General features: G+C 59.9%; 15 protein-coding genes. 10 read left to right on the top strand and 5 right to left on the bottom strand.

Annotation, left to right across the window (positions count from 1 at the left end; genetic code table 11):
- The first annotated feature begins 16 nt into the window (after positions 1-16).
- Complete coding sequence (locus tag NZK35_RS02950; protein ID WP_259631105.1) at positions 17-682, top strand: carbonic anhydrase; 666 nt, start codon at positions 17-19, stop codon at positions 680-682.
- Between the two features lie 112 nt (positions 683-794).
- On the opposite strand, the gene NZK35_RS02945 is transcribed toward NZK35_RS02950, so the two are convergent.
- Positions 795-2,153 (bottom strand): sigma-54-dependent transcriptional regulator, encoded by a 1,359-nt coding sequence (locus NZK35_RS02945; RefSeq protein ID WP_259631104.1) that lies wholly within the window; start codon positions 2,151-2,153, stop codon positions 795-797.
- Here NZK35_RS02945 and NZK35_RS02940 point away from each other — a divergent pair.
- The 3 genes from NZK35_RS02940 to NZK35_RS02930 all read left to right on the top strand — a co-directional run bounded on the left by NZK35_RS02940 (position 2,152) and on the right by NZK35_RS02930 (position 6,423).
- Positions 2,152-2,316, top strand: coding sequence for a hypothetical protein (locus NZK35_RS02940; RefSeq protein ID WP_259631103.1), 165 nt, complete (start codon positions 2,152-2,154; stop codon positions 2,314-2,316). The genes NZK35_RS02945 and NZK35_RS02940 overlap by 2 nt on opposite strands.
- A 212-nt stretch (positions 2,317-2,528) precedes the next feature.
- The gene (locus tag NZK35_RS02935) at positions 2,529-4,526 is read left to right on the top strand and encodes a SulP family inorganic anion transporter (protein ID WP_259631102.1); all 1,998 of its coding nucleotides are present in this window, start codon (positions 2,529-2,531) and stop codon (positions 4,524-4,526) included.
- 52 nt (positions 4,527-4,578) lie between these two features.
- The gene (locus NZK35_RS02930) at positions 4,579-6,423 is read left to right on the top strand and encodes a chloride channel protein (RefSeq protein ID WP_259631101.1); all 1,845 of its coding nucleotides are present in this window, start codon (positions 4,579-4,581) and stop codon (positions 6,421-6,423) included.
- On the opposite strand, the gene NZK35_RS02925 is transcribed toward NZK35_RS02930, so the two are convergent.
- Positions 6,420-6,794 carry a helix-turn-helix transcriptional regulator gene (locus NZK35_RS02925; protein ID WP_259631100.1) on the bottom strand — a complete coding sequence of 125 codons (375 nt, stop codon included), beginning with the start codon at positions 6,792-6,794 and terminating at the stop codon, positions 6,420-6,422. The two genes, NZK35_RS02930 and NZK35_RS02925, sit on opposite strands and share 4 nt — an antisense overlap.
- Before the next feature lie 266 nt (positions 6,795-7,060).
- Between NZK35_RS02925 and NZK35_RS02920 the strand changes: the two genes are divergently transcribed.
- From NZK35_RS02920 to NZK35_RS02905, 4 genes are all read left to right on the top strand, one after another.
- Positions 7,061-8,677, top strand: a complete 1,617-nt coding sequence (locus NZK35_RS02920) for a proton-conducting transporter transmembrane domain-containing protein (protein ID WP_259631099.1) — start codon at positions 7,061-7,063, stop codon at positions 8,675-8,677.
- A gap of 58 nt (positions 8,678-8,735) precedes the next feature.
- On the top strand, positions 8,736-11,273 hold the full coding sequence (locus tag NZK35_RS02915) for a DUF2309 domain-containing protein (RefSeq protein WP_259631098.1): 2,538 nt from the start codon (positions 8,736-8,738) through the stop codon (positions 11,271-11,273).
- Between the two features lie 54 nt (positions 11,274-11,327).
- Positions 11,328-11,906: a carbonic anhydrase gene (locus NZK35_RS02910; RefSeq protein WP_259631097.1), complete on the top strand. Its 579-nt coding sequence runs from the start codon at positions 11,328-11,330 to the stop codon at positions 11,904-11,906.
- Positions 11,907-12,164: 258 nt separating this feature from the next.
- On the top strand, positions 12,165-13,247 hold the full coding sequence (locus NZK35_RS02905; RefSeq protein ID WP_259631096.1) for a thiamine phosphate synthase: 1,083 nt from the start codon (positions 12,165-12,167) through the stop codon (positions 13,245-13,247).
- Between the two features lie 111 nt (positions 13,248-13,358).
- Here the strand turns inward: NZK35_RS02905 and recJ are convergent, their stop codons facing one another.
- Together recJ and rpmG are read right to left on the bottom strand one after the other, a co-directional pair.
- Positions 13,359-15,122 (bottom strand): single-stranded-DNA-specific exonuclease RecJ, encoded by a 1,764-nt coding sequence (gene recJ, locus NZK35_RS02900; RefSeq protein WP_259631095.1) that lies wholly within the window; start codon positions 15,120-15,122, stop codon positions 13,359-13,361.
- Between the two features lie 229 nt (positions 15,123-15,351).
- Positions 15,352-15,516, bottom strand: a complete 165-nt coding sequence (gene rpmG / locus NZK35_RS02895; RefSeq protein ID WP_095736658.1) for a 50S ribosomal protein L33 — start codon at positions 15,514-15,516, stop codon at positions 15,352-15,354.
- 187 nt (positions 15,517-15,703) lie between these two features.
- Here rpmG and NZK35_RS02890 point away from each other — a divergent pair, with 187 nt between their 5' ends.
- Positions 15,704-17,602, top strand: a complete 1,899-nt coding sequence (locus tag NZK35_RS02890; protein WP_259631094.1) for a sulfatase-like hydrolase/transferase — start codon at positions 15,704-15,706, stop codon at positions 17,600-17,602.
- Between the two features lie 136 nt (positions 17,603-17,738).
- Here the strand turns inward: NZK35_RS02890 and NZK35_RS02885 are convergent, their stop codons facing one another.
- Positions 17,739-18,569, bottom strand: coding sequence for a 3'-5' exonuclease (locus NZK35_RS02885; RefSeq protein WP_259631093.1), 831 nt, complete (start codon positions 18,567-18,569; stop codon positions 17,739-17,741).
- Between the two features lie 88 nt (positions 18,570-18,657).
- Between NZK35_RS02885 and pepT the strand changes: the two genes are divergently transcribed.
- The gene (pepT, locus tag NZK35_RS02880; protein WP_259631092.1) at positions 18,658-19,905 is read left to right on the top strand and encodes a peptidase T; all 1,248 of its coding nucleotides are present in this window, start codon (positions 18,658-18,660) and stop codon (positions 19,903-19,905) included.
- Positions 19,906-19,909: the final 4 nt, after the last annotated feature.

The following is a 19,909-nucleotide window of genomic DNA, read 5'->3' as shown; positions in this document are numbered from 1 at the left end:
TACCAGGATTTTGACGATGCAAAAACTTGTCGATGGAATTCACCGATTTCAGCGTGAACTGTTCAGCCAAGACCAACAGTTGTTCGAGACGTTGGTCGAAGGACAAAACCCGCTGGCGTTGTTCGTGACCTGTTCGGATTCACGGATCGATCCGAGTCGGTTGACGCAAACCCGCCCCGGCGAGCTCTTCATCCAGCGGACCGCGGGCAACATCGTGCCTCCCTACGGCAGCGTTCACGGTGGCGAAGCGGCGACGATCGAGTACGCGGTCAGCGTTTTGAAAGTCCGCGACATCGTGATCTGCGGACACTCCCATTGCGGAGCAATGGCGGGGCTGCTGGATCCGCAATCGATCGAAAAACTACCCGCGGTCAAAGCGTACTTGGAGCACGCCGAAGCGACGCGACGGATCGTCGAAGAGAACTATGGTCATCTGACCGACCCGGAAAAGCGGCTGACGTTGACCGTCGAAGAAAACGTGTTGGTCCAACTGGAAAGCCTGCGGACGCACCCGTCGGTCGCCGCCGCGATCGGACGCGGGCAATTGAAGCTGCACGGTTGGGTGTACAAGTTCGAAACCGGTGAGGTGTTTGCGTACAATCCCGACGAGTCGCAGTTCTTACCGCTGCAAGACATCGCGCTGCCGGTCGATGCACAGGTCCGCACGCTTCCGCCGATCTAGCATGACGTCCGAGGGACACCGGACGGCCTCAAGGTGTTAGCGGAACNNCGCCCTACCGCTAACAAACAACACCCCGCTTGGCGTCAAAGTAGATGGCATTGGACGCAAGCCCTCAGTGCAGCCCGTAGCGACTCATTTTGTAGTGCAGCGTGCGGACGCTGACGCCGAGTGCGCGGGCGGTTTGTTCGCGATGGAACCCGCACGCGATCAGCGCCACCTTGATGGCCTCTTTCTCAGCCGACTCGGTCGCTTCGGCCAGGGTGCGAACTTCGTTCGATCCGACGGCTTGCACGACGGTCAGTTCCGACGGCAGACTGTCGGCATCGATGCGGTCGCCCACGTGAGTGACCACCAATCGCTCGACGACATTGCGGAGCTGCCGGACGTTGCCCGGCCAACTGGCTGCGGTCAATAATTCCAATGCGGCGTCAGAGAACTGTTTATCCGGTCGTTTGTGCCGCTGGCAAAAATGCTTGACAAAGTGTTCGACCAACAACGGGATGTCGTCGCGACGCTTCCGCAGGGGCGGAATCACCAACGGGACGATGTTCAGACGGTAATACAGGTCGTCGCGAAAGACCCCGTCGTCGATCAGCGGCAGCGGGTCCTTGTTGGTCGCCGAGACGATACGGGCATCGGAGCTCAACAGGGCTTCGCCGCCCACCCGCTGGAATTGTCCGGTTTCTAGGACGCGGAGCAAATCGACTTGGCTCTTGGTCGGGATTTCGGTGATCTCGTCCAAGAACAGGGTGCCGCCGCGGGCCTGTTCAAAGCAGCCCGGTTTCTGTCGAGAGGCACCGGTGAATGAACCCTTCTCGTGACCGAACAACTCGCTTTCCAACAGCGACTCGGGCAGCGCGCCCAAATTCACGGCGACGAACTCGCCGCCGGATCGACTGCTCAGGTCATGCAGGGCGCGGGCGACCAATTCCTTGCCGGTGCCGCTTTCGCCTTGGATGAAGACGGTCGCGTCGGTGTCGGCGACCTGCCGCAGTTGCTGAAACAACTCCTGCATGATCGTGCAATTGCCGATGATCTCGGAGATCGCGCCGGCGTCGGCCAGCCGGTCGCGGAGGACCCGGTTTTCGCTCTGCAGGCGACCGTGGTCCAAGGCTCGTCCGACCTGCTGGCGAATCAGATTCAAGTCGACGGGTTTGGTGATGAAGTCAAACGCGCCGCGCCGCATCGCATCGACGGCCGTCTCGACCGTCCCGTGTGCCGTGATGACCAAGGTGTTGGTTTCCGGACAGCGTTGTTGGATCCACGAAACCAGGTCCAACCCGTCGCGGTCGCCTGGCAGGCGGACATCGGCGATCACCACCTGGTATTCCGCTTGCTCCAATTTGTCTAACGCTTGATTGACGTCGCCGGCCGTGTCGATGACGTCACCGGATTTGGCAAGACCTTTCGCCAGCCCGCTGCGGATGTGCGGCTCATCGTCAACGATCAGGATTCGGACGGGTTCTGTCATGAGACGTTGCTGGGGGATTCAAGCCGATCGGAGACTGCAATGGATTGCACGCCGCGTGCAACCCGTTGCACGTTTGCCGGGCGAGGATGACGCGACAGTACGCAAAAACATGGCGAAACAGACCAAACGCAGCGGTTGGCACAAACCCTGCTTGCATTTGTGATGCCGATCATCCGCTGAAACGGGCCCGCCGAGCCGGCCTGCCGTCGAAGCGCGAGGCCGTTCGGGTTCACAGACCCCATCCACCCCACGCCCGGGGAGCCGGCACCGGCATCATTGGAGACTTGGAATATGCGCGGCACCCCATGCCCGCACAAGCCCGAGCCACGTCGTCTTCGTCCCGTTTCCATTAAAATCCTTCACCGAAACACGCTGATGTCAGCTGCTCCGATCGACGACCCACCCCGCGGCAATTTGGCGGGATTTCGACGTTACTTCAAACAAGACATTGTCTCCGGGCTGTTGGTCTTTCTGATCGCCCTGCCGTTGTGCCTGGGGATTTCGTTGGCGTGCGGTTACCCGCCGATCGCGGGAATCTTCACCGCGATCATCGGGGCGATCGTGACGACGTTCATCAGCAATAGCGAGCTGACGATCAAGGGTCCGGCGGCGGGTCTGATCGTGATTGCCATCGGGTGCATCGAAGACTTCGGCGGCGATGGATTGATCGGCGGCTGGACCGACGCCGACTTGAGCGCCTACAAAGCGGCACTGGCCGTGGGCGTGGCTGCCGCGATCCTGCAGATTCTGTTCGGCATCTTTCGGGCCGGGATTCTGGGGGAGTTCTTTCCGATCTCGGCCGTCCACGGCATGCTCGCCGCGATCGGGATCATCATCGTGATCAAACAGTTTCCTGTCGCCCTGGGTGTGACCGGCGCCAGCGGTGGACCGTTGGAGATGCTTCGACAGTTCCCCGACTATGTGATCCAAGCCAATCCGGCGATCGCCACGATCGGCGTGGTCAGTTTGCTGATCATGTTCTGTTGGCCGATGGCGGGACGACGCGTTGCGATTCTGAAAAAAGTCCCCGCGCCGATGGTCGTCTTGCTGGTCGCGATTCCGATGGGCATGGGGTTCGATTTGTTGCACGAGCACGCCTACTCGTTGGCCAACCATGAATACCAACTCGGCGAGCAATACCTGGTCAAGATGCCCGACCGGGCGTTCGGGATGTTCGACGACATCACGCTGCCCGACTTCTCGGCGTTGTGGCAATTCAAAGCTTGGAAGTGGGCGATGATGTTCTTCATCATCGGCAGCTTGGAATCGTTGCTCAGCGCCAAAGCGATCGATCTGTTGGACCCCTGGAAACGCAAGACCAACATGGACCGAGACATCGTCGCCGTCGGTGTGGCCAACCTGTGTGCGGCGGGCATCGGCGGATTGCCGATGATCTCCGAAATCGTGCGTTCCAAAGCCAACATCGACAACGGCGCAAGGACCCGGTTTGCCGATTTCTGGCACGGCATTTTTCTGCTCTGCTGCGTCGCGTTGATTCCCACCGTGCTGCACCGGATCCCGTTGGCGGCGCTGGCGGCGATGCTCGTCTATACCGGGTATCGCTTGGCCCATCCGGCGGAGTTCGTGCATGTCTGGCGGATCGGCAAAGAACAGTTGGCGATTTTTGTCACCACGATGTTCATGGTGTTGGCGACGGATTTGCTGATCGGGGTGGCCGCCGGCATCCTGCTCAAGATCATCATCCACGTCTCCAACGGCGTCCCGCTGGGATCGCTCTTCAAGCCCTATCTGGAAGTCGAGGAGGTCGATGCGCAAACCAGCCGGATCATCGCCCGCCAATCAGCGGTCTTCAGCAATTGGATACCCTTCAAACGGCAGATCGAGGACGTCGGATTGGTCCAGCGCCGCAACCTGATCGTGGATCTGTCCGACGCCAAATTGGTCGACCACAGCGTGATGGAGAAGCTGGTCGAGCTGGAGCGGGATTTTGAGCAGGAAGGCTTAAGCTTCGAGGTCCGCGGCTTAGATTTTCTCAAACCGCTTGCGAACAATCCCCACGCGGCGAGAAAACGCAGTCTGCCGCGAATGCGGCGGGTCACGGTGACGGCGTCGGAGTCCCTCGAAGAGACGCTGATCGAACAGTTCATCGCCTGTGGGGCCAGCGGTTATACCGCGATCCCCTGCCGCGGAGCGGGACGGCACGGTCTGGAGACGGGATTGTCCAAGCAGGACCAGGTGCGGTTGGAACTGGTGGTTTCGGCTGCCGTATGCGAAGCGATGCTGGACATGCTGCGGCGTGAAATGGTGGACCGACATTCGATCACGATTTGTGTCGAGAATGTCGAGGTCCTTCGCGCGGACGATTTTATGCCCGACGATAGGGCTCGAGCCGCGGTGGTCGCCCACGATTGATTCGGCTCGGATCGCCTCCGACTCGCCATCCGCTCCGGGATAACGCTTTCAAGTGAAACGTCTGCAGAAATTGCTAAAGCGTTTTGAGCTGCATTCGTTGGGAAAATGGATCTTGCTCGCTTCGTTGATCGGCGTCGTCGCGGGGCTCGGTGCGATCGCGTTCGATGTGCTCGGTCAGTTCGTCGTCCGCTATTCCCTGACCGAGTTCGCCGGCTATCAACCGCTCGATGCGGCCGGTGAACACAACCGGTTTGAACACCGCTCGGATTTCTTTTCGCCATGGATGATCGTCGTCGTGATGGCCGTCGGCGGTCTGCTGTCGGGGACGCTGGTTTACGCGTTCGCCCCCGAAGCCGAGGGTGCCGGGACGGATGCCGCCATCGATGCGTTCCACAACAAACGCGGCAAGATTCGCGCGCGGATCCCGTTCATCAAGACGCTCGCCTCGGCGATCACGTTGGGGACCGGTGGTTCGGGCGGCCGTGAAGGACCGATCGCGCTGATCGGGGCCGGGTTCGGTTCCTGGTTGGCGACGCGATTAAACCTTTCCAACCGCGAACGCCGCGTTCTGTTGGCCGCCGGGATGGGTGCGGGCATCGGCGCGATCTTTCGTGCGCCGCTGGCCGGCGCCGTGTTTGCCGGTGAAATCCTCTACAGCGACGCCGATCTGGAAGCCGACGTGATTGTCCCGGCGGCGACCGCCTCGGTGATCGCCTACAGTGTCTATGTCCAATCCGTGCCGGTCCAATCGCGTTTCATTCCCTTGTTCGGCGCCGACTTGGAACACACCTTCGTTTCGCCGTTGCAGTTGCCGGCCTACGTGATGCTGGCGGTGGTGTTGTTCGTGGTCGGGGCGGTTTACGTCAAAACACTGTTCGCCAGCCAAGCGGCGTTCGGGCGATTACCGATCGTCCCGCACGTCCGCCCGGCCATCGGCGCCACGCTGGCCGGAATCTTCGGCGTCAGCCTGTACCTCTGGTTCGATCGTGATCTCAACCTGCTCGGTTCCTTGGGGACCGGTTATGGGGTGCTGCAAATCGCGTTGACGAGGGCCGACCAGTTGGGCATCGCCTGCGTCCTGCTGGTTGCGATGGCAAAGATCTTGACCACCGCGTTGACGATCGGTTCGGGTGGCTCGGGCGGGGTCTTCGGACCCTCGATGGTGATCGGCGGCTGCACCGGGGCGGCCGTCGGTCTGACCCTCCAGCAATTCTGGCCGGAGCTGTTCAGCGAACCCGAAGCCTTTGCCGTGGTCGGCATGGCCGGGTTCTTTTCCGGCATCGCGCGGGCTCCCATCTCGACCATCATCATGGTCCGGGCGCTGACCGGCGATTATGGGCTGCTGCTGCCGACGATGTTGGTTTCCACGTTGACGTTCATGTTCAGCCAACACTTCCGACTTTATCGCAACCAGCCCGCGACCCGCATGGAATCGATGGCCCACCGCGGTGACTTCATCGTCGACGTGCTGGAAGGATTGATCGTCGGCGATCTGTATCAAAAAGACCGCAAGCTAATCTTGATTCCCGAAGGTATGACGCTCGATAGCATCGTGCATCGTTTGGCCTACACCAATCAAGACTACTTTCCCGTCGTCGACGCCGATCAAAAGATGGTCGGCATCTTCAGCGACGACGACGTGAGAGCCTACCTGTACGACGACACGCTGTGGAACTTGGCGGTCGCCCGGGACATCATGGTGGACAACTTTCTGTACCTGACGCCCGACGACGATCTCAACACCGCGCTGCGCCGCTTCACGTCGCACAACCTGGACGAATTGCCGGTCCTGGATCCCGAGCGTCCGGGCGTCTTTCTGGGCATGCTGCGACGCAAGGAAACCATCGCCGCCTACAACCAACGGCTGATGGAACTGAAGCAGTCCAGCGAAGACTAGCCGGTGATCAGCTTCAGCAGATCGCCGATGTTGCGATGCGATTCGATCGGGTGCCGCAGGGGAACGTCCGGTCGCACCTCGTAGCGGTTGTGACGACCCACCCGCTCGCGGCGAATGAATCCGCCTTCCTCCAGGTCTTGAACGACCCGCTGGACCGCCCGTTCGGTGATCCCCACCCGCGCCGCGACTTCCCGCAGCACCAGTTCCGGCTCGGCGTGCAAGACGATCAGGACGTGGGAATGGTTGGTCAAAAACGTCCAGCGTGAGCCACCCTCTTTGGCCTTAGGAACACTCCCTTTGAGGGCGGCTTCGTCGGGCTTGGGTGCGTTGTCGGCCTTGGTGGAACGTTTTTTTTTGACGTTGGATTTCATTCGGGGTCGGTCCGCCTGGAGTTCTCGTTGCACGGGAAGTGCATTCTAGCATCCGAAAGCACGAAAAAAATTTCGTGAATGTTTTCGCCGCTAAAAACCCGTGTTTTCTCGGCCCAGGTGCGGCTCGAGCCGCCAATCCGACTCAAGAAGCCGGCGGAAATACACGAAACACTATTGACGACAAACGTGTCGTGTTTCATTGTTCGTGTATTGAAAAACGTGCTTTGTGTTTCGTGTTTTTGCGACTTGCCCTGGAGGCCGACCTGATGGCGTGGACCATTCTAACGATTTCTGCCCTGCCCGCGGTGTTGCTGCTCGCCCTGGCGGCGGTTGTCCCCCGCCGAGACGCCGACGCCGCACCGCTGACGATCCGCACGTGGGTGACCGCCCTCGCCACGCTGCAATTGGCCGTCGCTTCGGTGTTGACGATCGCCATGGCCCTGCGGCTCGTCTTCGGCTCGACCGACCCCGGTGCGTGGCACGCGGTGTTTCCCGGCGCCGGCTCCGAGCCGCTGCCGATCTACCTCGACGGCGTGTCGACGCTGATGTTTTTGATGGTCAGCTTTATCGGTTGGGTGATCTGTCGCTACTCGCTGCGCTACCTCGACGGCGATCGATCGCAAGGCAACTATTTCCTGTGGACCGGCTTCACGCTCGCGGCGGTCGCCTTGATGGTCCTTTCGGGACACTTGCTGCTGTTTTTCATCGCCTGGCTGATGACCAGCATCGGGCTGCATCACTTGCTCTTGCACGACTCGTCGCGCCCGGCGGCGGAGCGGGCCGCCTGGACCAAATTTACAATCATCCGCATCGCTGACGTCGCCTTGGCGATCGCCTGCATCCTGCTTTACCGCGAATTCGGAACGGCGTACCTGGGCGAGTTGTTTACCGCCGTCGGCGACCTCTCGTCCGCCAGCGCTGCGCTGCAAACCGCGGCGCTGTTGCTGGTTTTGGCTGGGGCGATCAAATCTGCTCAGTTCCCGTTTCACACTTGGTTGCCCCAGACGTTGGAGACACCGACTCCGGTGTCCGCCCTGATGCATGCGGGGATCGTCAACGCGGGCGGTTACCTGTTGGTACGAACCAGCCCGATTGTTTCGGCCGCTCCTTGGACTCTGGCCGTCCTGGCGACGATCGGTGCGGTCACGGCGTGTTACGCCGCGGTCGTGATGTTGACACAGACCAGCGTGAAGAAGTCGCTTGCCTATTCGACCATCGCCCAAATGGGTTTCATGATGTTGCAGTGCGGCTTGGGAGCCTTCTCCGCGGCGCTGCTGCACATCTTGGCCCATTCGATGTACAAGGCACACGCGTTTCTCGGCAGCGGGGACGTGATCGCCCAGCGCTCTCGCATGGGTGCCGCGGCGGTGCCGAGGTCTGAACGAAAAGCGGCCGGTGGCGAAGCGCCGCGCCGCATGACGACGGGATTGGCGGCCGCCGGTGTGTCACTGTGTTGCTTGGCGCTTGCCAGTCTCACGCTGGGAATCGACCCATCGACCAAACCCGGTGGATTGGTGTTGGGTGCGGTTTTGTGCCTGGCGATCGCTCACTGGCTGGAGAAGGTCTTTGCGGGTGCGGATCGACGGCTCGCGTTGCAAAGCAGTGCCTTTGCGCTCGCGCTCTGTTTTCTCTATGTGTTTTCCTACCGCATCGTCGACGGGTTTGTCGCCGACAGTGTGCCGGTCGTGACGTTACCGGTCATGCAATGGGTGGTGATCGGATCGATCATCGGCTGCGGTTTCACCACGATGCTTTGGGCCGAGCGAAGCACAACGCGCCGCGGGTCGGAGTCCCGAGGCGGTCGCTGGTACGTGCATGCCAGTAACGGTTTCTACGTCGAGAGCGTTCTGCGCCGAGTTTTCGGTTCACTTTCGAAAAGCTGAATCGCGTCGCTTGCGACAAACGTTTTCCAACCCCATCACTCACATCGAGAATCCCCCCATGTCAAACGCCCCGTTCACGACCGAGCAAACAAGCGACACCTTCATCTCCCCTGCCTATGACCAACCCCACGTCTATCGCCAGATCGAAGAGATACTTGCCGGAGTCACACAAGTGGTTTCGAAAGTTTGGCCGCTGAAGGACTACGTGGCGATCAATCCGTACAGCGGAATCGCCGGACGTCCCTTTGCCGATGCGCGAGCGTTTCTGCAAGTCTTTTCCGATTGTGAACTACTGATGCCGATTCAGTACTATCGATCTCAGTACGCCAAGGGACGCATCACCATCGACGATGTTCGTCGGGCGATTGTGGAATGCCAGCAGGACGGGGTCTCGATTCATCTGTCCGTCGACCAGGTGATGGACCGATTGCGTCGATCGGTGAGCGACGAGTCACCCGGTCGGCAATCGACGACGCGCAACGGTCATCGTCCGATTCGAACGATCGCCGAGCTGTCCGACCAGTTCTCGCCGCAGGGATGGGGCGAAACCATCATCGACGAGTTGGGCAAGTTTTGCTCGGCGCACTACGATCAATTTCAATCCAGCTGGAACAGCCCCTGGAAAGAGTTGCCGGTCTTTCAAGCGTGGCGGAGCGCGGCGATTCATGATTGCAATCCGGAAATTCTTGGGCTGACAGGATTTCGTCGCTTTGTCGCGGCACTGCCCCACACGCCCGTCGCGGCGATCGTCGACTTGCTGACTCGATTACAAATCCCCAGGCCGCTGTGGGAAAGTTTCCTGCTGTGCCAGGTGTTCAGCATGCCGGGCTGGTTCGCGTGGGCGAAGTATCAGGACGACATCGATCCCGATACCGTGACGGAACACGTGATCGGACTGTTGGCCGCGCGAACGGCCTACGATGTCGCGCTGGCCGAGGCGACGGGTTTGAGCGTCCGTTGGGATGCGATGATCGACGACCAATCGGCAACCTTCCGCACCCCGGAAGCGAATTCCGATGACGACGCTGCCGTGCGAATGCTGCTGCTGCGGGCCAGCGAGATCAGCTATCGAGACCAGATCCTCGCCCAAATCTCGACCGACGGTCCGAAGCAAACCACCCGCAAGCTGGCTCAGATGGTCTTTTGCATCGACGTGCGTAGCGAGCGGATCCGCCGACATCTGGAATCGACGACTCCAGAAATCGAAACCTATGGCTTTGCCGGATTCTTCGGCATGCCGATCGAGTATGTGCGGTTGGGAGACCAGCAAGGCGACGACAACGTGCCGGCGCTGATTCGACCGAGTTTCAAGCTGCACGAGGGCTTGGCCGACGGCGATGCCCGATGCGAAGTCGAACTCCGCGTCGCGCGCCAACGTGAAGGGTTGTGGAGTAAGTTTTGGCGCGGATTCCAAAAATCAGCCGTCGGATGCTTTTCGTTCGTCGAAACGACCGGGCTGTTGTATTCGGCAAAGCTCTGGACCAACTCCGCCGTACGTTTCGATCGCAACCAGGACGAATCGTCGACCCACGCCTCGGACACCTCCATCGGCCCGACCCTCCGCGGGCTCAATCGTCAGGGTTGGACGACATCGCGTCAGGCGGACCTGGCCGAGTCGATGCTTCGCAATCTCGGATTGGTTGATGGCTTTGCACGATTGGTGGTGCTGTGTGCCCATGGCAGCCAAACGAAAAACAATCCGCTGGCCGCCGGTTTGGACTGCGGTGCCTGTGGCGGACATTCGGGCGAACCGAACGCGCGATTCGCAGCGCTGCTGCTGAATCAACCGTTCGTCCGAGAACAGTTGTCCGAACGTGGAATCGTGATCCCCGACGACACGCTGTTTCTGGCGGCGCTTCACAACACGACGACCGATCGCATCGATTGCTTTGATCTTCATGGCGTGCCGGCGTCGCACCGCGGAGACGTGCAGGACTTGATCGATCAAACCCGGATCGCCTCTGCAAAGACACGCGAGGAACGAACACCGCTCGTCGGTGCCCGCTCGTCGTCCGACGTGATCCGTCGCGCGCTCGATTGGTCCGAAGTCCGACCCGAGTGGGGATTGGCCGGCAATGCGGCATTCGTGATCGGTCCCCGCGAGCTGACCGAAAACATGAACCTTGACGGTCGTGTGTTCTTACACAGCTACAACGCGGCGGCGGACGAAGACGGCGCGGTGCTGGAGAACATCATGACGGCGCCGATGGTGGTCGCTCATTGGATCAACATGCAGTACTACGCTTCAACGGTCGACAACCATCACTTCGGCAGCGGCGACAAAACGATCCACAACGTCGTCGGTGGGTTCGGCATCCTGTCCGGCGGTGGCGGCGATTTGATGACCGGTTTGCCGACGCAATCGATTCACGACGGCAAGCAGTTTCAACACCTGCCGATGCGATTGCAAGTCGTTATCGCAGCCTCACGCGAATCGATCGATCGCGTCCTTGAAAAACATTCGCACCTCAAGGAATTGATCGACAACCAATGGATGCACTTGACCGCCATCGATCGCGGCGAGTGTTACCGATATGCCCGAACGGATTGGTGCCGCATCCTCGGCAACGCTATGGCGACCGGCTCCAGCTCTTGATCCCCAAAACCGATTGCTCTTTCCATTGTCACTTGAAACCAAAAGGAACCAACCATGTCTTTACTTGCCAATCCTCCCGTGCATCACGCGTCCCACAGCAGCGACGCCACCTTCTTCTCCAGCCACTCGATCGATCGTGTGCAACAGGCGATCGTGGAAGAAGAATCGACGATCGATTGGATGCTGATCGCCCACGATGACCCGGATCTCCAGAGCCGACTGGCCAAGGCCGCTGCGATGGAGTCGAGCGGGATGTTGACGATGCACCAGTCGCAGTGGGATTTTCAATCTGCTGACCTGGCGTCGCTGCTCGACAGCGCGGTGGCCCGGAGCGGTGTTCGACGTTTGTGGCTGGTGGGTCACTCCGAGGGTTGCGACGACGGCCCGGTCGACGACTCCGCCCAGAGCGAAACAGGCCATCGACTGATCGGAGCGGCACGATCGATGCTGAACAAGGCGAGTCGTGCCAAAGACGATTTTGCGTCCAAGGCGAAATCACTCCATCAGCATCCGGCGGTCCAACAAGCCGTCGACGACGGAGACTTGCGGGTGCACGCGCTGTTCTATCTGGCGCACTGCAAGACCTTCCTGCTGTACAACCCCGCGACGCATGAATTTCGTCCGCTGGCTTGACGCCGCGGCGTGAACCGGCCGTTGTCGAACGAGGATCAGCCGATTGCCACAAGCGGGCTGTCGATTTAGTCGGGATCAGCTGAGTCAATGGTGAGCCGCTGGCCGTAAGGCCTCGGGCAACGTCGCAGTGACCGGCCGCTAACGCGTCGCGGCCCACAAAAACGACCCACCGCAAGCCGTCGGTCGGCTCGCTCGACAGGGCGGCCGGAATGCGAGATAACTGTCGTCCGCCGACGCCCGGTTTTACTTTTGATTGCCTTGATTGTTTGGACCCAGCCGTTGAACGACTCGCGACAGATTAGCTACCGAATTCTGGATGCGTCGGCGAATCGGGCGGCCGAGGGGATTCGCACGATCGAAGAGTTTGCCCGCTTCGGTCTGGAGGATTCCGACAGTGCCGGCGCGGCGAAGGCGCTGCGTCACGAACTCGCCGCGGCGCTGTCGCGGTTGAACCGCGCGGAGTTGCTCACCGCTCGCGATACCGATGCCGATGTCGGCACCACGCTGCAAACCGCGGCCGAGTACTCGCGGACGGAGATTGCCGACGTGATCACGGCGGCCGCCGAGCGGGTGCAACAATCGTTGCGGGTCCTGGAAGAGTACGGAAAAACGCTCGACGTTGACTTTGCTCGACGGATCGAAGCGCTGCGTTATCGGGCCTACACCCATCATCGCCGCATCGAGCTTCAGGCGATGGCCCATCGCAGAACACGGCGGCTGGCCGATGCGGTGCTTTACCTGTTGATCGATTGCGGTTCGTCCGAAGCGATGTTTGTCGAAACGATCCGGTCGTTGTCCCAAGCCGGTGTCGATGTCTTTCAGTTACGTGATAAACAGGCTTCCGACCGCGAGCTTTTTGAACGGGCCGAGGTGGGCGCGGCGATTGCCAAGGATTGCGGAGCGTTGTTCATCGTCAATGACCGCGCCGACATTGCATTGTCAGCCGACGCCGACGGTGTTCACGTCGGGCAAGACGAGTTACCCGCGACCATGGCGCGACGCGTGCTCGGCAGCGGGCGTTTGGTCGGTGTGTCGACGCACGACATCGCCCAGGTTCATCAAGCGATCGCCGACGGTGCGGACTACATCGGATGTGGGCCGACATTTCCCAGCACCACGAAGTCCTTTGACGCCCATGCCGGGACGGCGTTCTTAAGGCAGGTGCATGCGGAAACCCGTCAAACGCCCCGACCGGCGTTCGCGATCGGCGGCATCAACTCACAGAATCTCGATCAGGTGACCGCGTGCGGGTTTCACCGAATCGCCGTCACCGCCGCGATCAACGACGCCAAAGATCCGGCGGCCGCGGCGAGGGCATTGCGGCGCGGGTTGGTGGGATAGCGAGCGGAAAAGGGGTCAGGTACCAAAAACCCAATGGCCCGCAGGGTGTTTCGCATTTTTGGTACCTGACCCCTTTTCCGTGGCACCCTTCTAGCAGCCTATCCCGCAGCGTCAGCCGGTGGCCACGCCGACGTGCACGGGTTTCCAATCGACGACGTGAATTTCAACGCGACGGAAGCCACGGAACTCGTTGATCACCGGGCGATAAGCGATTTGAATCGGTCCGTCACAGGCGTTGAGTTCATCGCACCAATCGCCCGCGCCGAAGGCGACGCCGCGGACGGTCTTGCCGCCTTGATCCAGCCGCACCGTCAGATGGCGATCACCACTGCCCATGCGACGGGCCGGTTCGGCCAGCGTGACGTTTTGGCAGAGCAGCGTGGGGCGTGGGTTGCCTGCGCCGAACGGCTCGAGGGTTTCGATCTGTTTGATCGTGTTCAGATTCAATTGGCCGAACGACGCTTCAGCATCGATCACGATCTCCGGTTCGATTTCACCGGCTGTCCATTGTTCGGAAATCGCTTCGCAAAAGTCTTCGCGGAACCCATCGATTTGGCGTTCGTCGATCGTCAGTCCCGCGGCGGCTTTGTGTCCGCCGAACCGGACCAGTCGGTCGGCGCAATTGGCCAGTGCGGCGTGCAGATCAATCGCCGTTCCACCGACGCGACCCGATCCGACCGCTTCGGCTTTCCCGGAGGCATCCATCGACAGGATGATCACCGGCTTGGCGTACTTGTCGCTCAGCCGACCGGCGACCACTCCGATCACGCCCTGGTGCCAACCGACGCCGGCAAGCACCAGCGCGGGGTCGTTTTCGGCGTCGAAGTTTTCTTTGATTTGCTTCTGCGCGGCCAGTGTGACGCTGCGCTGCAAGCTGTCGCGGTTCTTGTTGAGCTGGTCGATGTATTCGGCCAGTGCCGTCGCCCGTTCTGCGTTGGTCGTCGTCAACAACTCCACGCCCAGCTGGGCTTGTCCGAGTCGACCGGAGGCGTTCAACCGGGGCGCCAAGTTGAACGCGATGCTCTCGGTGTTCAGCGTGGTTGCTTCGTCCAGTTTGGTGATCTTCATCAGTTCGGCCAGACCGGGCAACGGTTCGCTGCCGAGCATTCGCAAGCCGTGCGCGACCAGAATCCGGTTTTCGTCGACCAACGGGACCACGTCGGCGACGGTTCCGATGGCGGCCAAGGACAGCGACTGCATCAGGTAGCGGCGCAAGGGTTCGGTCACTTTCTTGGATCCGCAGATCTTTTGGCACAGCGACCAAGCCAATTTGAACGCCACGCCGGCGCCGCAGAGTTCGCCGAAGGGATAATGGGTACCGGGCAGTCGCGGGTGCACGATCGCGTCTGCGTCCGGCAGGGTTTCGTCGAGCGTGTGGTGATCGGTGATGATCAGTTGCACGCCCAGTTCTTTGCAGAGTTCGGCGCAGGCCACGCTGGTGATGCCGCAGTCGACCGAGATGATCATCTTCTTGCCGCGATCGGCCAGCTTGCCAATCGCGTCGGCATTCAAACCGTACCCTTCTTCCAATCGATTGGGGACGTGGTAGGCGACATTCCCGCCGAGCAGTTTCAAGCCGTTGTACAGGATCGCGGTTCCGGTCATCCCGTCGCAGTCGTAGTCGCCGTAGATCGCGATCGGCGTTTTCGCAGCGATTGCCTCGGCGACCAATTCGGTCGCTTCGGGGACACCGGGCAATTCTTGGGGGTCGCGAAGTCCCGTCAGTTTGGTCGACAAGAAGGCGTCGGCGGCTTTGCGATCGTAGACGCCGCGGCTGACCAGAAGCTGAGCGACGACGGGCGGCAATCCGGATCCACGGATCAGTTGGTCAACGCGGGCGGCATCATGGGGAACGATCCGCCATTTCCGTTTCATCCTTGGACTCACTTACGTTGGGGCGCGTGACGCGTTTCAAATCCGGGTACAGCGAAAGAAGCCGCCTACCGGGCACAGTCTACCGTGCAAGGCATGGAGGATCGGCGCAAGTCATTGAAACGAACGCCGCGATTCACCGATCGACCTCCCCTCGCTTCGCTCGACCCTCCTGCCAGGAGGGTGACTTTCAAACTGCACGACCTCCACAGGGGAGGGTATTTCAAACGTGCTACTTTTTCTTTTCGCCGTGCCACGTGTGGCGGCGCAGTCGCGGGCTGTATTTCTTCAGACGAAGCTTTTCGCCGCCGGGCTTACGCTTCAAGGTGTAGTTGTAGTCGCCGGTTTCTTCGCAAACCAGGAAGACCGTTTCAGCCTTTTTCTTGCTCTTAGCCATCGGAAGTCAATTCGGACAGGTGTGATTGTGGGGATGCATGCCGTTTTTTCGGGTCGCGGATTATGCCCGCTGGCCCCCTGTTTCGGCAAGCCTTGTTTCCAGAAACCTGCTCCGGAGGGCGATTCGGGTTAGAATTAGCACCACCAAGGCCTCCTTCTTTGATCATTTTGCACTGGATTCCTTCCTGATGACGCGTTTCATCCCCCCCGTTTGTCTCTCTGCGGTCGCTGTTCGTTTCGCCCTCGGCCTGGTTCTGCTGACGCAGCTTTCGGCCACCACAGACGCGGCCGACCCTCCCGGCCGACCCAACGTCGTTTGGATCATGTCCGAAGACAACTCGGCGGATTACCTTCGTCACTTTGACCCCGCCGGGGCTCCGGCCCCCAACATCGAAGCGATGGCGGCCCACGGCGTGACCTTCGATCGTGCGTTCTCCAACGCACCGGTCTGTTCGGTCGCCCGCACGACGTTGATCACCGGATGCTACGCCCCGCGGATCGGCACGCAATTCCATCGTCGTCATGTCGCGATGCCGATGCCCGAAGACTTGCAGATGTTTCCGGCCTACCTGCGAGCGGCCGGTTACTACACGACCAACAACAGCAAAGAGGACTACAACGCGGTCAAGGGATCCGATGTTTGGAGCGAGTCGAGTCGGAAGGCGAGTTGGAGGAACCGCCCGGATGCGTCGATGCCGTTCTTTCATGTTCAAACGTTCGCCGATTCGCACGAAAGCCGATTGCACTTCAGCGAAGCACAGATGAAGGAAAAGACGGTCACCGATCCGGCCGAGGTCAAGCTCCAAGACTACTTTCCCGAGACGCCGCTGTTCCGTTACACCCGCGCCCGGTATCACGATCGGATGATGAAAATCGACGAACTCGTCGGCGGCGTGATCGACCAGCTGCGCGAAGCCGAACAACTGGAAAACACGTTTGTGTTTTATTTCGGCGACCACGGCGGCGTGCTGCCACGATCCAAAGGGTACCTGTACGAATCCGGCCTGCACGTTCCGCTGGTCGTTCGCGTCCCGCAGCGTTTTCAATCGCTGGCGGCACGGCAACTCGGTTCGCGCACCAACGGGTTTGTGGAGTTTGTTGATTTCGGGCCGACCGTGTTGAGTTTGGCCGGATTGGAGCAACCCGAAGGTGTCGACGGGAAACCGTTTCTGGGGATCGACGCCGACCCGGACAAAGTCGATCGCCGCGACGAAACATTGGGGTATGCGGATCGGTTCGACGAAAAATACGAACTCGTCCGGTCGCTACGGATCGGCGACTTCAAATACATCCGCAACTTCGAGTCCTTCTATCCCGACGGTCTGCAGAACAACTATCGATACAAGTGTTTGGCGTACCAGCAGTGGCGCGAACTGTACCAGCAAGGAAAGCTGACCGGTGCCGCAAGACAATTCTACGAAGCCAAAGCGCCCGAGGCGTTGTACGACTTGGCGGCCGATCCGTACGAGATCCACAACCTGGCGTCCAATCCCGAGCACGCGACGCAATTGAAAATGATGCGTGATCAACTGGACGATCGACTCAAGTCGCTGCCGGATCTGAGCTTTGTGATCGAAGCGGTGATGGTCGATGAAGCGATCAACAATCCGACGGTGTTCGGCGAATCACACAGCGGACAAATCACCAAGTACATCGACACGGTGAACTTGGCATTGCTGCCGAGCGAACAAGCGTTGCCGGGAATCCAAGCGGCACTCGACGATGCCGATCCGTGGGTCCGTTACTGGGCCTTGGTCGCCTGCAGTTCATTGGGTGAAGCCGCCAAACCGTTGATTCCGGCCATCGAAAAATTCCTCGTCGACGTCGAACCGCTGGTCGTCATTCGAGCCGTCGAGTATCTGGCGGTGCATAGCGACATCGACACCCTACCGTTCCTCTATCGATCGCTGCAACGTGCGACCAACGAACCGGAACTGTTGCGGATGCTCAACACAATCGTCTTCCTGCGTGACTTCCATGGTTACGAAGTGGACCCGGACAAGTTTCAGTTCCTGCCGGTTTTGCTGCCGATCGATCCCAAAGGCGAAGTAATCCGTCGACTGCAATACCTCAAGGGAGAGATTTAAACGGTGTGAAGACGGAGAGATGGCAGAATGATGAAGTGGCAGAATGATTTTAGGTCTGCGATCGGAGCGGTCTGAACATCATTCTGCCCCGGATCATTCTGCCAAACCTCTTCCTACACTGTCGCCCTCGTCGCTCTCACCCTTCGGCGTCCGCCGCATCACTCTCCCAAGGATCCGACCAGTCTTCCCAGTGTTCCAGGTAGGTCGCGTAGGCTTCGCAGTCGGCGGCCTTGGCCTCGATCCATGCCTTGCTTTCGGCCGTGATCTCGACTTCTTTTTCCAGCGTCATCTTGCCGCTGAGCACCATCGACCGCAGGAACACGAAATAGGTGTCCAAGACATCGCAGCGGCAGTAGTCGCTGATGCCCTTGAGGTCACCGTCGTCAAATTGTTGTTGCACCTGGTCGCCGGTGACCGACATTTTGCCGGGTTTGCCGAGCAGTTTGGTCGCCAGATTCAGTCCGCCGTTGAAGCGTGAAGCGCTGAAATTGGTCAACAGATCTTGCAAGTCCAGGTGTGAATCGACGCTGAATCGATTCCGTGGCGATCGATACCCGTCGTTCTTGAACCAGGGCGCGATCGAGATGCCGAAGCGATAAGCGGCCAGCTCCATCAGCGGCAGATCAAAGGTGCGGCCGTTGAAGGTGACCCACTGGGGACGCTTGTAGATCTCCCAGCCCTTCCAAAAATGGGCCGTGATCACGTGGCTGCGGAAATTCGGTTCGTCGAGGGAAACGATATCGATCAGCCGATAGTCTTTGGAAACCTTGGCGACCACCACCGCAATGGGAACCTGAAACGTATACGGGATAAACGTGGTCCCTTTTTCTTCCATCAATTCCGATTGATAACGCGCGATGGCGTCCTGCGGTGAAAGCGACTGGCCGGGGTAGCGGACTTTCGCGATCAGCGCCCCATCGGCGATACTTTCGCAGTCAAATACCAGATGGGAAACGTCTTCGCTCATCAATCACCTTGATCCCGGTTCAAAAAACGTGTTTGGGGTGCGGATCCGTTTCCGACCCCTGCCGCACGAGCTTAACACAAAACGACACATGTTCGAAATCAACCGCCGCCGATTGTTGGACCGTTTTCTACGGTACGTTCGCATCGCCACCACCGCCGATCCCAACAGCGGGACTTATCCCAGCAGCGAAGGCCAACGGGAACTCGGCAAACTGCTCGCCGCCGAACTTGAGGCGATGTCGGCGGACGACGTCTTTCAGGACGAACACGCCCTGGTCTATGCGAGCGTTCCGTCCACCGTCGGTGATGCCGAGGTCCCCGTCGTCGCACTGGTCGCCCACGTCGATACATCGCCCGACGCACCCGGCGAGAACGTCTGCCCCAACGTGATCGAAAACTATCCCGGCGGCGACATTGAGCTGGCCAACGGTGAAGTGATCCGTGTCGACGCCTGCCCGGCGCTCCGCGATCTGGTCGGTGCCACGTTGATCACTACCGACGGCACCACGCTGCTCGGTGGTGACGACAAAGCAGGTGTCGCCATCATCATGGAACTGGTCGAAACGCTGATCGAGAACCCACACCTGAAACACGGTCCGGTCAAAGTCGTGATGACGTGCGATGAAGAAATCGGTCATGGCACCGACAAGATCGATTTGCAAAAACTGGCCGCCGATGTGGCATACACCCTCGACAGCGGCGGAGCCGGTATCGTCGACGTGGAAACGTTTTCGGCCGATGCTGCCACGGTCCGCTTCATCGGTGACAACATTCACCCGTCGATTGCCAAAGACCGCATGATCAACGCGGTTCGTGGCGCCGCCGATTTCATTGCCGCACTGCCCCGCGAAACCGATACACCGGAAACCACCGACGGCCGGCAAGGGTTCATCCACGCCAATTCCATCAGCGGCGGAGTCGGTGAAGCGACGGTCGAATTGATTCTCCGATCCTTTGATGCCGCCGACTTGGAAACCTACGCGGAAACCTTGCGACAGATCGCCGGCACCGTGGAATCGCAATGGCCGGGATTGAAAGTCGAAGTTAAGACGCGGCGGCAATATCGCAATCTGGGCGATGGCCTGGCCGAGCTACCCGAGGCGGTCACGTTGGCCGAACAAGCGTTTGAAAACTTGGGCCGCCCGTGCACCAAAGAGATCGTTCGCGGCGGGACCGACGGAAGCGTGCTGACCGAAAAAGGTCTGCCGACGCCCAATCTGTCCAGCGGCCAACACAATATCCACAGCGTTCGTGAATTCGCTTGCCTGGACGAAATGGTTGCCGCCACCGAACACTTAGTCGAACTGCTTTCGCTTTGGTCGAACCAACGGGCTTGAAACC

The sequence above is a fragment of the Stieleria sedimenti genome (assembly GCF_025060895.1).
Lineage (GTDB): Bacteria > Planctomycetota > Planctomycetia > Pirellulales > Pirellulaceae > Stieleria > Stieleria sedimenti.
This window is presented reverse-complemented; position numbering and strand designations above follow the sequence as displayed.

Coding starts and splice junctions, on each gene's coding strand:
- NZK35_RS02915 (WP_259631098.1), top strand. CDS start 8,736: ATGTCAAACGCCCCGTTCACGACCGAGCAAACAAGCGACACCTTCATC.
- NZK35_RS02885 (WP_259631093.1), bottom strand. CDS start 18,569: ATGAGCGAAGACGTTTCCCATCTGGTATTTGACTGCGAAAGTATCGCC.
- NZK35_RS02950 (WP_259631105.1), top strand. CDS start 17: ATGCAAAAACTTGTCGATGGAATTCACCGATTTCAGCGTGAACTGTTC.
- recJ (WP_259631095.1), bottom strand. CDS start 15,122: ATGAAACGGAAATGGCGGATCGTTCCCCATGATGCCGCCCGCGTTGAC.
- NZK35_RS02920 (WP_259631099.1), top strand. CDS start 7,061: ATGGCGTGGACCATTCTAACGATTTCTGCCCTGCCCGCGGTGTTGCTG.
- NZK35_RS02935 (WP_259631102.1), top strand. CDS start 2,529: ATGTCAGCTGCTCCGATCGACGACCCACCCCGCGGCAATTTGGCGGGA.
- NZK35_RS02910 (WP_259631097.1), top strand. CDS start 11,328: ATGTCTTTACTTGCCAATCCTCCCGTGCATCACGCGTCCCACAGCAGC.
- NZK35_RS02890 (WP_259631094.1), top strand. CDS start 15,704: ATGACGCGTTTCATCCCCCCCGTTTGTCTCTCTGCGGTCGCTGTTCGT.
- NZK35_RS02940 (WP_259631103.1), top strand. CDS start 2,152: ATGAGACGTTGCTGGGGGATTCAAGCCGATCGGAGACTGCAATGGATT.
- NZK35_RS02945 (WP_259631104.1), bottom strand. CDS start 2,153: ATGACAGAACCCGTCCGAATCCTGATCGTTGACGATGAGCCGCACATC.
- pepT (WP_259631092.1), top strand. CDS start 18,658: ATGTTCGAAATCAACCGCCGCCGATTGTTGGACCGTTTTCTACGGTAC.
- rpmG (WP_095736658.1), bottom strand. CDS start 15,516: ATGGCTAAGAGCAAGAAAAAGGCTGAAACGGTCTTCCTGGTTTGCGAA.
- NZK35_RS02925 (WP_259631100.1), bottom strand. CDS start 6,794: ATGAAATCCAACGTCAAAAAAAAACGTTCCACCAAGGCCGACAACGCA.